The sequence below is a fragment of the Tolumonas lignilytica genome (assembly GCF_000527035.1).
Lineage (GTDB): Bacteria > Pseudomonadota > Gammaproteobacteria > Enterobacterales > Aeromonadaceae > Tolumonas > Tolumonas lignilytica.
The window spans coordinates 683,531-697,922 of record NZ_AZUK01000001.1 but is presented as its reverse complement, the minus strand read 5'-3'; the positions used below and the strand labels follow the sequence as shown (position 1 = coordinate 697,922).

The following is a 14,392-nucleotide window of genomic DNA, read 5'->3' as shown; positions in this document are numbered from 1 at the left end:
AACATGTTCGGTAAAGGTGGAATGGGTAATCTGATGAAGCAGGCGCAGATGATGCAAGAGCGCATGCAGAAAATGCAGGAAGAAGTTGCCAAAATGGAAGTGACCGGTGAATCCGGTGCGGGCATGGTTAAAATTACCATTACCGGCAGTCATAACGTTCGTCGTGTTGCTATTGATCCGAGCCTGTTACAAGACGATGATCAGGAGATGCTGGAAGATCTGATCGCGGCGGCTTTCAACGATGCAGTCCGTCGTGCAGAAGAACAGAACAAAGCTAAAATGGCTGAAATCACCGGGGGTATGCAATTACCACCTGGCTTTAAAATGCCATTTTGATCGAATCAACGCGATCTTCGTGTCAGACAGGCCGTAGTGTTAAACTCGGCCTGTTTTGTTTTTTCGTTAGGTGGATGAGTCACGCATGAAGTTTAGCCCGTTACTTGATTCTTTGATCCGTGAGCTGCAAGTGTTACCCGGTGTCGGGCCTAAATCTGCACAACGAATGGCGTTTCAGCTTCTGGAACGTGAACGCAAACGTGGTTTGCAATTAGGGCAAACGTTGCAACGGGCACTGACCGAAATCGGCCATTGCCAGCATTGCCGTACTTTCACCGAAAATACCGTGTGTGATCTTTGTGCCAATCCCAAACGTGCTGAAAATGGTCAGCTCTGCATCGTTGAAACACCGGCTGATGTGGCGGCTATCGAACAAACGCATCTTTATTCCGGTCGCTATTTTGTATTGATGGGACACTTATCGCCTTTGGACGGCATTGGCCCGAAAGAGTTAGGGCTGGATAAACTGGATGAACTGCTGCAATCCGATGACTGGCAAGAGGTAATTTTGGCGACCAACCCAACGATTGAAGGCGATGCAACGGCCTTTTACATTGCCAGTATGGCCAAACGGTATCAGGTGAAAGTCACCCGAATTGCGCATGGCGTGCCGGTCGGCGGTGAGCTGGAGTTAGTCGATGGAACGACATTGTCACACTCTTTAAGTGGTCGTCGTCCATTAGAGTAGCCTTTTATTTCAATATGCTACGCCAACCTGTTTTTCTGACTTGAAAACGCATTAATCATCCCCATCTTGCTTTCTATAGTAACAACTTCCCCGTAAATCAAGGAAAGCAAGATGACCGAAACTGTTCATATGGAAACCCATGGGTTTCAGACTGAAGTTAAACAACTGTTGAACCTGATGGCACATAGCCTCTATTCCAACAAAGAGGTTTTCCTGCGTGAACTGATCTCGAATGCAGCAGATGCCGCTGATAAGTTACGTTTTAAAGCACTGTCTGACTCGAATCTGTATGAAAACGATGGTCAATTACATGTCCGTCTGTTGATTGATAAAGAGCAACGCACATTAACGATTTCTGATAATGGTATCGGGATGACCCGTGATGATGCTATCCAGCATCTGGGTACCATTGCACGTTCCGGTACAAAAGATTTCTTCCAGAACCTAAGCGGTGATCAAGCGAAAGATTCGCAATTGATTGGCCAGTTTGGTGTTGGTTTCTATTCTGCATTCATCGTGGCGGATAAAGTAACTGTTATCAGCCGTGTTGCGGGCGAAACTGCCGATCGTGCCGTTCGCTGGGAGTCTACCGGTGACGGCAGCTTCACCGTTGCCGATGTGACGAAAGACACCCGCGGCACCGACGTTATTCTCCACTTACGTGAAGAAGAAAAAGAGTTTCTGGATGACTGGAAGCTCCGTTCTGTCATCGGTAAATACTCAGATCACATCAGCATCCCGGTTGAACTGTGGAAAGAGCCAGAAGCGGCTGAGGGCGAAGACAAGCCTGCGACAGAAGGTGCCTGGGAACAGGTGAACCGAGCTACTGCACTTTGGACCCGTTCGGCTAAAGAAATCAAAGAAGAAGAGTATAAAGAGTTTTACAAGCACGTTTCTCATGATTATGAAGAGCCGCTGACTTGGTCGCATAACCGGGTTGAAGGCAACATGGAATATACCAGTCTGCTCTATATTCCGGCGCGCGCACCGTGGGACATGTGGAATCGTGAACAGAAACACGGTCTGAAATTGTATGTACAACGCGTATTCATCATGGATGACGCGGAACAGTTCATGCCGACTTACCTGCGTTTTGTGAAAGGGGTACTGGATTCTAACGATCTGCCTCTGAACGTCTCTCGCGAGATCCTGCAGGATAACAAGATCACCGCACAGTTACGTAAAGCCTGTACCAAGCGTGTATTGAGCATGTTGGAGAAGATGGCGAAAGACGATGCTGAAAAATACCAGAAATTCTGGGGTGAGTTCGGTAACGTATTGAAAGAAGGCCCGGCGGAAGATTACGCCAACCGCGAAGAGATTGCCAAACTGCTGCGCTTTGCTTCGACACAAAATGACAGCAATGCTCAGACGGTTAGCCTGACCGACTATGTTGCCCGCATGAAGGAAGGTCAGAGCAAGATCTACTACATCATCGCAGACAGCTATGCGGCAGCGAAAAATAGCCCGCATCTGGAATTGCTGCGCAAGAAAGGCGTTGAAGTGCTGCTGATGTGGGAGCGTATCGACGAATGGTTGATGAATCATCTTTCAGAGTTTGATGGCAAAAAACTGATCTCTGTCACCAGTGGTGATCTGGAACTGGGCGATCTGGAAGACGAGGAAAGCCGCAAGCAGCAGGAAGATGCGACTAAAGCCAACGCAGGTCTGATTGAGCGCCTGAAATCAGCGCTGGGCAGCGAAGTGCAGGATGTTCGTGTATCACATCGTCTGACCGAAACACCAGTTTGTGCGGTCACCGATGCGCATGGTATGAGCAGCCAGATGATGAAGCTGATGAAGGCAGCCGGACAACCCGTGCCAGAACAGAAATATATTCTGGAAGTGAATCCGGACCACGCGTTGATCCGTCATATCGCTGATGAACAGGATGAAATCCGTTTCAAAGAGTGGGCGATGTTGTTGCAGGAACAGGCGCAACTGACCGAACAGGGTGGGTTGCAAGACCCGGCCAGTTTCGTGGCACGAATGAACCGATTGTTGCTGGGTTAATTTAATTACTTCCAATATTCAAAAGCCGTGCCTGTCACGGCTTTTGTTTGGGTGAAAAGGTTGAGGAATGACGCAAAACCGTGTAATTTTTGCGGCCTAAGTAAGGTTTTCTGACACAGAGGCTAAAATAGATATGCGTATCATTCTGCTAGGCGCACCAGGCGCAGGGAAGGGCACTCAGGCACAGTTCCTGATGGATAAATATGGTATCCCACAGATTTCTACCGGGGATATGCTGCGTGCTGCAATCAAAGCGGGCACCGCGCTGGGACTGCAGGCAAAAGCAGTAATGGACGCAGGTCAGTTGGTTTCTGATGAATTGATTATCAACCTGGTTAAAGAACGTATTACCCAGGAAGACTGCAAAAATGGTTTCCTGCTGGACGGCTTCCCGCGCACCATTCCACAGGCGGATGCGATGAAAGATGCGGGTATCGCGGTGGATTTCGTGCTGGAGTTTGATGTACCGGACGAAGAGATCGTGAAACGTATGAGCGGTCGTCGCGTACATGCTGGTTCAGGCCGTGTTTATCATGTGGTCTTTAATCCACCTAAAGTGGAAGGTAAAGATGACGTCACCGGCGAAGATTTGTCTATCCGTCCTGATGATGAAGAAACCACCGTACGTAAACGTCTGGATATTTATCATCAACAGACCGAGCCATTGGTTGGTTACTACAAAAATGAAGCGGAACAGGGTCGTACCCGTTACAACAAAATCGATGGTACTCAACAAGTCGCGGCTGTGAGCAAACAGTTGGCTGAATTGTTAGGCTAACTGATTGTTTAAAAAATCTGATCGATTTAGTTATAACGCCCGTACCAGCAATGGTTCGGGCGTTATACTTTATGGCTGAGAGGAAAAAGGAAAAACCATGACAGAGAAGCAAGGTATTATTCTGGTCAATCTAGGAACACCGTCTGAAGCCACACCGGCGGGTGTGCGGGCTTTTCTGCAAGCATTTTTGATGGATAAACGGGTAGTGGGCATTCCTCATCTGTTGTGGTGGCCCATATTGAATGGGATCGTATTGCCTTTACGCTGTAAACGAGTTGCAGATGCCTACCAGAAAATCTGGTTAGAACAAGGTTCTCCGTTGTTGGTATATAGTCAGCAGCAGCAAAAAGCCTTACAGGCTTTGCTAGGGGAAACTGCGGTGGTTGAATTGGCAATGACTTATGGCCAGCCATCGTTGCAAGATGCCTGGGCGCGTCTTAAAGCTCAGAGTATAACTCGTGTTTTATTATTACCCATGTATCCACAATATTCCTCTACTACCTCGGCTAGTGTGTCTGATGCCTGGTTTCAAATTATCGCTAAAGAGCATCAGGTTCCCGCATATACATTCATTGATCAGCATTATCGACATGCCAGCTATATCAGCGCACTAGCTGACTCTATCCGGCGAGAAGGTTTTTTAACGCATCCTGATGATCTTTTGTTGTTTTCTTTTCATGGGATACCGGAACAATATGCTTTGCGAGGTGATCCTTATCCCCAACAATGTCAGGAAACTGCAAAGTTGGTTGCTGAAGTTTTAGGGTTGTCAGCAAACCAGTGGCATCTGAGTTTCCAGTCTCGATTTGGTAAACAGAAGTGGATTGGGCCATATACAGATACACTGTTACGAGAGTTACCTGCTCAGGGGAATCGACGTATTTATGTGGTTTGTCCGGCATTTAGCGTCGATTGTCTGGAAACGTTGGAAGAGATCGCTGTGGCAGGAAAAGAAACCTTCATGCATGCGGGCGGCTCCTTTTTTCGTTATATCCCAGCACTGAATGCAGCGCCACAGTATATACAGACTCTTGCAGCCCTGTGCCAGCAGTGGTTGAGCTCGGGTTTGAATTAAAAAATTCTATCCAGCACACAGTATCACTCGATTAACACACTATAGTTATTCTGTGGTGGTTGATTAGTCAGGAGAACGACGATGGATCTAAGTGCTTATCAACGAATGGACGCCAATATTTTACTTGGCATCGTAAATGAAAAACTGAGATTGGAATGTGCTGATCTGGGTGAATTATTATTGCGTTACGATATGTCGCAGGATGCACTGAGTCAGAAAATGTCCACTATTGGTTACCATTACGACGAAATGAGTAATCAGTTTAAAGCTAACCACTGAACATCAAATCAATGGATTAAAGTTAAAGGCGGTTTAATACCGCCTTTAATGTATGCCGAAAATAGCTCCATAGATGGCAAACATCAGTGGGGCAATGAGTGAAGTCAGAATCCCGCATACGACCAAAGCAAGAGAAGAGAACGCACCCTCTGTCGCTCCTCGCTCTGCTGCGGCAGCAGTGCCGATAGCATGTGAACAGCCCCCCATAGCGAGCCCCTGAGCCTGAGGGTCGGTGATCCCAAACAATTTCAGCAGTGGGAAACCGATCACCGCACCTGTTATACCGACAATCACCACAATAGCTGCCGCAATCGACGGTATTCCACCCAGACTTTCACTGACACTCATTGCCAACGGGGTCGTGATTGAGCGAGTGGCAATGCTGCGGGTAATAGCTTCGTCGATCCCCATGATCCGGCAAATGACCATGCTGGTCAGAATACTGATCACCACAGAGAGCGAACAGCAAATCATGATGGGTTTGATTTTGGCCTTGATGTGAATCATCTGTTGATAGAGCGGCAAGGCGAGGGCGACGACAGCAGGTTTTAACAGCCAGTTAATGATCCAGGTACCATTCATATATTGTTGGAGTGGTATATGCCCAAAGTGCAGCAGCAACATCAGTGCAACCATCGGGATTAACAATGGGTTGATAAATGGCAACGGAATGCGTTGGTAGAGCTGACGAGTCAACCAGTAAAGCAAGATAGTCAGCGGCAGGGCCAGATATAACATCATTGGTTCATCCTTTGAAATAACCGTCCGACAACGAACACAATTAACACAATACCCAGAAAGACATTAAACATAATGGTGCCAAGGGCGCTCATGAAGGTATCCATATAACCCAGCAGTCCAACGGCAACCGGAATGAACAACAAAGCCATGTGTTTCAATAAAATGCTGGCACCCATTTCAATCCAGCGAAGTTTGACAATTTGCAGATTCAGCAGCAAAAACAGCAATAACATTCCAAGGATGCTGTCAGGGAAACGAAAAGGCAAGATGGCAGAAATGGCCTTACCAGCCTGAAAACAGGCAAGGATCACCAGAAAATCACGAGTAATACGCAGTATCCGGTGTGAGACAAAGCGAATAGCAGACATGAATAATTGGGATAAAGTGGATGTAAATCACATTTTATCACGACAGAACAAAGTGGGCAGCAAAAAAGACCCGCCGGAGCGGGTCTTGGTCTGAAATTATTTCAGTGAGTCGTTGTGTACGTCGAGTACCGCACGACCTGATGGGTCAGCCAGTTCTTTGAACTTCGCATCCCATTCCAGTGCTGCCGGTGTTGAACATGCGACAGACTTGCCGTAAGGAACACACAGTGCTGCAGATTCCAGTGGGAAGTGTTCTTCAAAGATAGAGCGATAGTAGTAGGCTTCTTTGGTCAGTGGTGTGTTGATTGGGAAGCGATAAGCTGCTGCTTCCATCATCTGGTCACTGACCTCACGTTCGACCAGTGCTTTCAGGCTGTCGATCCAGGAGTAACCAACACCGTCAGAGAACTGTTCTTTCTGACGCCATGCCACTTCTTTCGGCAGATAGTGTTCAAAACATTCACGAACGATGTGTTTCTCGATCTTGCCGTTACCACACATTTTGTCTTTCGGATTCAGACGCATGGCCACATCCATGAACTCTTTGTCCAGGAACGGTACACGCGCTTCGACACCCCATGCTGCCATAGACTTGTTGGCACGCAGGCAGTCATACATGTGCAGCTGGCTCAGCTTACGCACGGTTTCTTCGTGGAACTCTTTGGCGTTTGGCGCTTTATGGAAATAGAGGTAACCGCCAAACAGCTCGTCAGAACCTTCGCCTGACAGTACCATCTTGATACCCATGGCTTTGATGAAACGCGCCATCAGATACATTGGGGTGGAAGCTCGAATGGTGGTTACATCGTAAGTTTCGATGTGATAAATCACATCACGAATGGCATCCAGACCTTCCTGCACGGTGAAGTGGATGTCGTGGTGAATGGTGCCCAGTGCATCAGCCACTTTACGTGCAGCTGCTAAATCAGGAGAGCCTTCCAGACCTACTGCAAATGAGTGCAGTTGTGGCCACCAGGCTTCAGATTTACCATCGTCTTCGACGCGACGAGCTGCAAAGCGTTTGGTGATTGCAGAGATAACGGATGAATCCAGACCACCGGAGAGCAGTACGCCATACGGCACGTCACACATCAGCTGACGTTTTACGGCATCTTCCAGCGCATCACGCAGTGCCAGTTTGTCAGTGACATTGTTTTCTACTGCACTGAATTCCATCCAGTCACGCGTGTAATACTGGGTTGGCTCTGGGCCGTTTTTGCTCCACAGGAAATGTCCTGGTGGGAATTCAGCGACGGTCTTACAAACAGGAACCAGTGCTTTCATTTCAGAGGCAACGTAGAAGTTACCGTGTTCATCACGACCGGTATACAGAGGAATGATCCCCATGTGGTCACGACCAATCAGGTACGCATCCTGTTCTGCATCATACAGTGCAAAAGCGAAAATACCGCTCAGGTCATCCAGAAAGGCTGGGCCTTTTTCTTTATAGAGCGCCAGAATAACTTCGCAGTCAGAACCAGTCTGGAATTTGAAATCAACGGTCAGATTTTTTTGCAGATCTTTGTGATTATAGATCTCGCCATTAACGGCCAATACGTGGGTGTGTTCAGGGTTATATAAAGGTTGCGCGCCATTACCTGGATCAACGATGGAGAGACGTTCATGAACCAGAATAGCTTTGTCACTGCTGTACACGCCGGACCAGTCTGGACCACGGTGACGCAGACGCTTAGACATTTCCAGTGCTGTTTTGCGCAGTGCGCCAGCATCGGATTTAATGTCCAGAATACCAAATATCGAACACATACTTCCTTTTTCCTCGAATAATAGGGCCCCACGCAGGCCATTACGACCGAACAATCAATTTGCCAGAGAGAGGGCTGATCCTGCAAGTATAAAACTGAATAGTTAAAGCATTAGCTGGCTTTTTCTTCGATTTTACAACTCTGATTTTCCATGACTATACCATTACTCCTGCATTCACTCACTTTCTTTGCACAAAACAGGCGGGAAACTGCTTTAAATATCGAATTATCAGGAAAACAAGACTTTTTTCACTTTGAACTCTTGTTTTCGGTGTCTGAATCAGTTTCATTACACCCGATACACTTAATCAGGAGGGCTATGGCGTGGAGTCATTTATTGCGGGGCTACCCAAAGTTGAATTGCATTTACATATAGAAGGTACGTTAGAGCCTGAACTGACATTTGCTTTGGCTGAGCGAAATGGAATAACACTACCGTATGCTAACGTAGACAGTTTACGTGCTGCGTATAATTTTTCTAATCTCCAATCCTTCCTAGACCTTTATTACCAAGGTGCGGGGGTGTTGCAAACCGAGCAGGATTTTTATGATCTGACTTGGGCGTATCTGATGCGCTGCCGTCAGGACCGTGTCATGCACACAGAGATTTTCTTCGATCCACAAACACATCTGGAGCGGGGCATTGATTTTGCCACGGTGATTGGTGGTATTCACTCTGCGCTGGTTGCTGGTCGGAAAACGCTGGGGATCAGTTCATGTCTGATCATGTGTTTCTTGCGTCATCTCAGCGAAGAGTCGGCATTTGAAACGCTGGAAAAAGCGTTGCCGTTCAAAGCATGGATTGATGGTGTCGGTTTAGATTCATCAGAGGTGGGGAACCCGCCGCAAAAGTTTGCTCGCGTATTTGCCAAATCTCGTGAATTAGGTTTCCGGGCCGTTGCACATGCGGGTGAAGAAGGGCCTGCCAGTTATATCTGGGATGCGCTGGATGTGCTGAAAACAGAACGCATTGATCATGGTGTTCGCTGTGTCGATGATCCGTTGCTGGTGGCGCGTCTGGTTGCTGAACGTATACCGTTAACCGTATGCCCGTTATCGAATTTAAAATTGCGTGTTTTTGATTCGATGGCAGATCACAATATTCTTGATTTGTTGGATAAAGGTGTTTGTGTCACGGTGAATTCAGATGATCCAGCCTATTTCGGTGGATATATGAATGAAAACTATCAGGCTTTGGCTGACGCCCTGATGGCATCTAAAGAACAGTTACGTCGTTTGGCATTAAACAGTGTTGAGGCTTGTTGGTTACCGGAAAAAGAGAAAGAAGTGTTACGTAATCGTATCCTGGCCTATGTCTGAACACTCACAGCATTGAGTCTCTTTGCGTACAGGGATAGTACGCATCGTCGTTTCTATTCGTCAGATCGATGACGCATGAGTAAATTTTTTCTATTATGCGTGCCAGTATATCGATTTGATTAGATTTAAAATGACCAAAGACCCCGCATTAGACCATAAACTCTCTGTCTCATTATTACATCCACGCTATTGGCCAACATGGTTCAGTATTGGGCTATTGGCTTTATTGGCTTGGCTTCCTGTTCGTTTGCGAGATGCGCTAGCGGCATCTTTTGCCAATTTATTACTCCGATTTTCAGCCAAGCAATGTTATGCCGCACGTCTTAACATCAAGTTGTGTTTTCCCGAATTAACTCAGGCTGAACGGGAGGCGATGTTATATCGTAGTATCTGCATTGGTTTGAAAGGATTTTTCGCATTGGGTGAGCCGACCTTTTTACCTGCATCTATGTTCCTTCGTCGTATTAAAGCCAACGGTTGGGAACATGTTGAAACAGCCCTGCAGTCAGGCAAACCGATCATTTTCATGATCCCGCATACCTGGACCATTGATGCCTGTGGGCTTTATTTCACTGGTGTGAGATTGCCCATGTGCACCATGATGCACAGTGCACGTAATCCCGTGTATGACTGGTTTTTGAATCGTCAGCGAGTACGTTTTGGCGGGAAGGTGTATGAACGCAGCGCCGGACTTAAACCTATTATCAAAGATATGCGCAATGGCTATCACTTCTTCTATCTACCCGATCAAGATCATGGGCACGAAGCCAGTGTGTTTGTGCCATTGTTTGGCGTACCTAAAGCGACATTACCCGCGTTACCTAAATTAGCCAAATTATCCGGTGCCATTGTGTTGCCCGTATTGGCGACGTACAACGAATCAACCTATTGTTATGAATTACAAATACGGCCAGCAATGGAGCCCTATCCGACGTCTGATCTGATGGACGATGTCCGTTATATGAACGCCGAGATTGAAATGCTGCTCAAAAATCATCCAGCACAATACATGTGGTTTTTGAAATATTTTCGTTCAATGCCTGATGGCAGTGAACGTTCGTATCGCCCTGAATAACATGATTTTTTATACAGATGCGTGATCGTTTATTGTGCAATATGGATACGTTTTCATACACGCATTAAACGTGCCTATTTTCTCGGTAAAACCAAAAAATTTGCGATTTTTATTAAAGCGATGCTATAGTGAGCATTACTTGTTCAAATTAACTGATAAAAACTACGAAGGAGCGTAGTGCCGCAAAGGAGCGGTTTATTTCAATCAGGTGAATCAGCGCCATTTTCGGTAGCTGAAAAACTCTGGGAGCATCGTTGCATGAAGTTATTTGCCAGGCTATTTCTGGTGTGTGGAGTATTAAGTGCTCTGCTACCCCTGACAGTAAATAGTGCAGACAACTTAGAGTCTGTAAAATCTACGTCACTCATGGCAGAACAGGAGCAAAGCGTTCCTGATTTTGATGCGATCAAAGACGCTGAACAACGTAAGCGTGCTTTTGTCGCCTATCTACTGCCGTCCTATCAACAGGTCTCATCAGACATCCTGACTCAACGCAAACAGTTGGAAAAATTGCAGCAGCAGTTGAATGATGGAATATTGTTATCTGATGGTCAGCTCTCCTGGTTACAGGATGTGGCTAACCAATACCGTCAGGAGCTGACTGATAACCCAAGCGATGACATTGATCGCTTGCTGGTTCGTGTTGATATATTACCGCCGGAATTAGTTTTAAGTCAGGCGGCAGCAGAGTCAGGCTGGGGAACATCTCGTCTGGCTAGAAAATCTAACAATTACTTTGGCCATTTTTGTCAAAGTGCTAGTTGTGGTGTAACGCCTTATCGTTCCAATGTGGTAAGAGCTGAACGTTTCAGCTCACCGGAAATGGCTGTTCGGGCATATATGCAGAATCTGAATTCGCATCCCGCCTATAGCAAAGTTCGAGAGCTTAGAGCCGATATGAGAGCGAACGAACAGCCGATGGATGCCGTTGTATTGGCGAAAGGTCTGAGAAGTTATTCTACACTGGGCGATGGTTATGTTAAGCGTATCCAAGGGATGATTCGGGCCAATAAACAATATTGGTCAGTAACAGGAACACGTTCTAACATTCGTCGTTATGATTAATCTGTGTATCATAAAAAAAGCGCCAAAAGATTTGGCGCTTTTTTTATGGCTAGCGAAAGAGTTTAGCTCAACTCGATAATTTCCACCTGATCATCCGATTCAATTGCTAATGATTGGGGGACGGCTGGGATATCTTGTTTATCAAATGCAATATCGCCTCCATCAATCACACCGCTGTGACGATTTATTGCTTTGAAATCAAACAGGTTATGATCCATCAAATGACTGGGCGTAATGTTCTGAATTGCATTGAACATTGTTTCGACACGTCCTGGGAAACGACGATCCCAGTCATTCAGCATCTCTTTCATGGCTTTGCGCTGCAAATTCTCTTGTGAACCGCACAAGTTGCACGGAATGATTGGAAAAGCCTTCCATTCGGCATACCGGATCAAATCTTTTTCACGGCAATAAGCTAATGGTCGAATGACAACATGTTTCCCGTCATCACTGACCAATTTCGGAGGCATAGCCTTCAACTTGCCGCCATAAAACATGTTGAGCATTAATGTCTCCAGAATGTCATCGCGATGGTGGCCTAGCGCAATTTTGGTTGCACCCAGTTCATTGGCCGTACGATACAAGATGCCTCGACGTAACCGAGAGCATAGAGAGCACGTTGTTTTACCTTCTGGAATTTTTTCCTTCACGATAGAGTAGGTATCTTCTTCTACAATCTTGTATTCGACACCAATACTATCGAGATAATTGGGTAATACTTCTGGTGGGAATCCAGGCTGCTTCTGATCCAGATTGACCGCAATAATCTCAAAATGAATAGGCGCACTGGCTTGAAGATTGCGCAAGATATCCAGCATAGCGAAGCTGTCTTTCCCACCGGATAAACAAACCATTACGCGATCACCATCTTCGATCATATTGTAATCGGCAATAGCCTGACCGATATGACGGCGAAGACGTTTTTGTAGTTTGTTATTGTTGTATTGTTGCTTGGCAGAAAGATCTTGCATCGTTGCGGAATTCCCAAAAAGACAGGCCGCAATTATAGCGGCCGTCATTTTTGGAGCAAGTAAAGTAATATTATTCGTACGCTTTCACGACCAGTAAATCTCCCTGAATACTGTCCACTACACGCTCAGCAGTATTGCCGATAAACGCGGCAGACCAGCCCGTACGTCCTACACTACCCAGAATGGTGAGTTCAGCATCCAACGATTGAGCTAATTCGGGTAATACATCCTCTGGCATACCCTCAACGATGTGGATACAGTCAGGTGGTATGTCGAACTTCCTTGCGTATTCTTCCATTTCTGTTTGGTGATGTTGCTGCATCGCATCGCTATATAACTCGGGGCTGAAACCGGGTAACTCTAATGCAATATTCACAATAGGAGCAGGAAACGCATTAACCAAATGGAGGTTGGCTTTAACTAACTGCGCAATGACTTTGGCCTCATGGATGATGCGTTCATTCAGTGCCATTTGTTCTGGTTCATCACTGATATTGATTGCAGCCAGAATATTACCGCCAGTTGGCCAGCCGTGTTGTTTGGTAACCAGTACCGGGCAAGGGCACTTGCGTAATAGATGCCAATCACTAGGGGTGAAGATGAAGGATTTCAGCAAAGAATGGTGGTGAGCACTGGTGATCACCAAATCGTGATCGTTATCCTTAACCTCCTGAAGTACACATTCAAAAGGCCGACTATGCCAGATCACCTTAGGTTCAATTTCAAAACCTTCGGTTTGATAAGGCTTGATCATTCCAGAAAGCCAGCCCAGGCGATGGCTTACCACGCCTTGCCGCATTTCTTCGCGTTCTTCATTAGATAGGATGGATGTTATTTCATACGAAAAATCATAAATCGCAAGAAACACTTTTATGCGGGCTGTATCTTCTAACCTGGCCAGTTCCACCGCGCGCAATAATGCAGGTTGTTCAGGCATGGTGGGATCGATTACGACCAGGATATTCCGATATTTAATCATAGGAGCCTCCTTGGGGTAACGATATTGCTATGATTACTACATTCAGCGTAGTCGATTTATAGCGAGATAAACGTTAGATCAAGCATACTCCGTAAGTTATTTATTCCCAGCAACTATTCGCTTGTTTGATTTCCGGCTGAACCTGCAATTTGAGACAGCATCATGGGGTCAAGAATGGTTACGTATTTACCTTTGACCTTTATTAAGCCGATTTTCTGGAAGCGACCTAGCAGGCGGCTGATAGTTTCAACTGTAAGCCCCAGATAATTACCGATATCGCCACGTGTCATTGCGAGCCGAAATTCGCGAGGAGAAAAACCACGCTGTGAAAAACGATTGGATAGGCTGTTTAGAAAGGCGGCTAGACGCTCTTCTGCATTTTTCTTAGAGAGCAATAAAATCATTTCTTGATCACCGATGATTTCACTACTCATCAGACGCATGATTTGCTGACGCAACTTCGGCATTTTGCCGGAAAGGTCATCTAAAATTTCGTAAGGAATTTCACAGACCATCGAAGTTTCTAAAGCCTGAGCAAAAGAAGGGTGGTGTTGCCTGGTTACTGCATCAAACCCCACCAGATCTCCTGCAAGGTGAAATCCCGTAATTTGTTCATCACCTTGTTCAGTAATGGTGTATGACTTAACAGTTCCAGAACGGATAGCAAATAAGGACTTTAGCTCATCTCCGGCTTTGAACAGCGTTTCGCCTTTTTGAATGGGTTTTTTTCGCTCGATAATGGAGTCAAGAAGGTCTAATTCAGAATTGTTAAGCGAAAAAGGGATGCAGAGTTGACTGATACTGCAATCATGACAATGGATGGCGCCGCCACATGATGGAGGTCTTTTTGCTTTTGCTTTGTCCTGGATCATCTTGACGCTATTTGAAATTTGATATTAGTCAAAAATATATCATTAATTGGGGTGCTTTGGGTAGCA

The 14,392-nt window shown here is 46.2% G+C and carries 15 protein-coding genes; 9 read left to right on the top strand and 6 right to left on the bottom strand.

What is annotated here, in order from left to right; genetic code table 11:
* Window positions 1-3: 3 nt before the first annotated feature.
* From H027_RS0103230 to H027_RS0103205, 6 genes are all read left to right on the top strand, one after another.
* Window positions 4-336 (top strand): YbaB/EbfC family nucleoid-associated protein, encoded by a 333-nt coding sequence (locus H027_RS0103230; RefSeq protein WP_024871100.1) that lies wholly within the window; start codon window positions 4-6, stop codon window positions 334-336.
* 85 nt (window positions 337-421) lie between these two features.
* Window positions 422-1,024, top strand: coding sequence for a recombination mediator RecR (recR, locus tag H027_RS0103225; protein ID WP_024871099.1), 603 nt, complete (start codon window positions 422-424; stop codon window positions 1,022-1,024).
* 111 nt (window positions 1,025-1,135) lie between these two features.
* A complete protein-coding gene (gene htpG / locus H027_RS0103220; RefSeq protein WP_024871098.1) occupies window positions 1,136-3,037 on the top strand; it encodes a molecular chaperone HtpG in 1,902 nt (633 codons plus the stop codon).
* Window positions 3,038-3,170: 133 nt separating this feature from the next.
* Complete coding sequence (gene adk / locus H027_RS0103215) at window positions 3,171-3,815, top strand: adenylate kinase (protein WP_024871097.1); 645 nt, start codon at window positions 3,171-3,173, stop codon at window positions 3,813-3,815.
* A 97-nt stretch (window positions 3,816-3,912) separates the two neighbouring features.
* The gene (gene hemH / locus H027_RS0103210) at window positions 3,913-4,890 is read left to right on the top strand and encodes a ferrochelatase (protein WP_024871096.1); all 978 of its coding nucleotides are present in this window, start codon (window positions 3,913-3,915) and stop codon (window positions 4,888-4,890) included.
* 81 nt (window positions 4,891-4,971) lie between these two features.
* Window positions 4,972-5,169 carry a DUF4250 domain-containing protein gene (locus tag H027_RS0103205; protein ID WP_024871095.1) on the top strand — a complete coding sequence of 66 codons (198 nt, stop codon included), beginning with the start codon at window positions 4,972-4,974 and terminating at the stop codon, window positions 5,167-5,169.
* A 45-nt stretch (window positions 5,170-5,214) separates the two neighbouring features.
* On the opposite strand, the gene H027_RS0103200 is transcribed toward H027_RS0103205, so the two are convergent.
* The 3 genes from H027_RS0103200 to asnB all read right to left on the bottom strand — a co-directional run bounded on the left by H027_RS0103200 (window position 5,215) and on the right by asnB (window position 8,045).
* Window positions 5,215-5,910 carry an LrgB family protein gene (locus H027_RS0103200; protein ID WP_024871094.1) on the bottom strand — a complete coding sequence of 232 codons (696 nt, stop codon included), beginning with the start codon at window positions 5,908-5,910 and terminating at the stop codon, window positions 5,215-5,217.
* Window positions 5,907-6,278, bottom strand: coding sequence for a CidA/LrgA family protein (locus H027_RS0103195; RefSeq protein WP_024871093.1), 372 nt, complete (start codon window positions 6,276-6,278; stop codon window positions 5,907-5,909). The genes H027_RS0103200 and H027_RS0103195 overlap by 4 nt, the downstream gene beginning before the upstream one ends.
* A gap of 96 nt (window positions 6,279-6,374) precedes the next feature.
* Window positions 6,375-8,045 carry an asparagine synthase B gene (asnB, locus tag H027_RS0103190; RefSeq protein ID WP_024871092.1) on the bottom strand — a complete coding sequence of 557 codons (1,671 nt, stop codon included), beginning with the start codon at window positions 8,043-8,045 and terminating at the stop codon, window positions 6,375-6,377.
* Window positions 8,046-8,368: 323 nt separating this feature from the next.
* On the opposite strand from asnB, the gene H027_RS0103185 reads away from it, so the two are divergent.
* From H027_RS0103185 to H027_RS17420, 3 genes are all read left to right on the top strand, one after another.
* Window positions 8,369-9,364 carry an adenosine deaminase gene (locus H027_RS0103185; RefSeq protein ID WP_024871091.1) on the top strand — a complete coding sequence of 332 codons (996 nt, stop codon included), beginning with the start codon at window positions 8,369-8,371 and terminating at the stop codon, window positions 9,362-9,364.
* Window positions 9,365-9,494: 130 nt separating this feature from the next.
* Entirely contained in the window at window positions 9,495-10,439 is a 945-nt protein-coding gene (lpxM, locus tag H027_RS0103180) for a lauroyl-Kdo(2)-lipid IV(A) myristoyltransferase (RefSeq protein WP_024871090.1), read from the top strand.
* 258 nt (window positions 10,440-10,697) lie between these two features.
* Entirely contained in the window at window positions 10,698-11,504 is an 807-nt protein-coding gene (locus H027_RS17420; RefSeq protein WP_152536687.1) for a glucosaminidase domain-containing protein, read from the top strand.
* A 62-nt stretch (window positions 11,505-11,566) separates the two neighbouring features.
* Here H027_RS17420 and ttcA read toward each other — a convergent pair whose 3' ends face one another.
* The 3 genes from ttcA to H027_RS0103160 form a co-directional block, all read right to left on the bottom strand.
* The gene (gene ttcA, locus H027_RS0103170) at window positions 11,567-12,475 is read right to left on the bottom strand and encodes a tRNA 2-thiocytidine(32) synthetase TtcA (RefSeq protein ID WP_024871088.1); all 909 of its coding nucleotides are present in this window, start codon (window positions 12,473-12,475) and stop codon (window positions 11,567-11,569) included.
* Between the two features lie 70 nt (window positions 12,476-12,545).
* Entirely contained in the window at window positions 12,546-13,454 is a 909-nt protein-coding gene (gene uspE, locus H027_RS0103165; RefSeq protein ID WP_024871087.1) for a universal stress protein UspE, read from the bottom strand.
* A 113-nt stretch (window positions 13,455-13,567) separates the two neighbouring features.
* Window positions 13,568-14,326 (bottom strand): FNR family transcription factor, encoded by a 759-nt coding sequence (locus tag H027_RS0103160; RefSeq protein ID WP_024871086.1) that lies wholly within the window; start codon window positions 14,324-14,326, stop codon window positions 13,568-13,570.
* Window positions 14,327-14,392 lie beyond the last annotated feature (66 nt).

Coding starts and splice junctions, on each gene's coding strand:
- lpxM (WP_024871090.1), top strand. CDS start 9,495: ATGACCAAAGACCCCGCATTAGACCATAAACTCTCTGTCTCATTATTA.
- uspE (WP_024871087.1), bottom strand. CDS start 13,454: ATGATTAAATATCGGAATATCCTGGTCGTAATCGATCCCACCATGCCT.
- H027_RS17420 (WP_152536687.1), top strand. CDS start 10,698: ATGAAGTTATTTGCCAGGCTATTTCTGGTGTGTGGAGTATTAAGTGCT.
- htpG (WP_024871098.1), top strand. CDS start 1,136: ATGACCGAAACTGTTCATATGGAAACCCATGGGTTTCAGACTGAAGTT.
- hemH (WP_024871096.1), top strand. CDS start 3,913: ATGACAGAGAAGCAAGGTATTATTCTGGTCAATCTAGGAACACCGTCT.
- H027_RS0103200 (WP_024871094.1), bottom strand. CDS start 5,910: ATGATGTTATATCTGGCCCTGCCGCTGACTATCTTGCTTTACTGGTTG.
- ttcA (WP_024871088.1), bottom strand. CDS start 12,475: ATGCAAGATCTTTCTGCCAAGCAACAATACAACAATAACAAACTACAA.
- H027_RS0103205 (WP_024871095.1), top strand. CDS start 4,972: ATGGATCTAAGTGCTTATCAACGAATGGACGCCAATATTTTACTTGGC.
- asnB (WP_024871092.1), bottom strand. CDS start 8,045: ATGTGTTCGATATTTGGTATTCTGGACATTAAATCCGATGCTGGCGCA.
- H027_RS0103230 (WP_024871100.1), top strand. CDS start 4: ATGTTCGGTAAAGGTGGAATGGGTAATCTGATGAAGCAGGCGCAGATG.
- adk (WP_024871097.1), top strand. CDS start 3,171: ATGCGTATCATTCTGCTAGGCGCACCAGGCGCAGGGAAGGGCACTCAG.
- H027_RS0103160 (WP_024871086.1), bottom strand. CDS start 14,326: ATGATCCAGGACAAAGCAAAAGCAAAAAGACCTCCATCATGTGGCGGC.
- H027_RS0103195 (WP_024871093.1), bottom strand. CDS start 6,278: ATGTCTGCTATTCGCTTTGTCTCACACCGGATACTGCGTATTACTCGT.
- recR (WP_024871099.1), top strand. CDS start 422: ATGAAGTTTAGCCCGTTACTTGATTCTTTGATCCGTGAGCTGCAAGTG.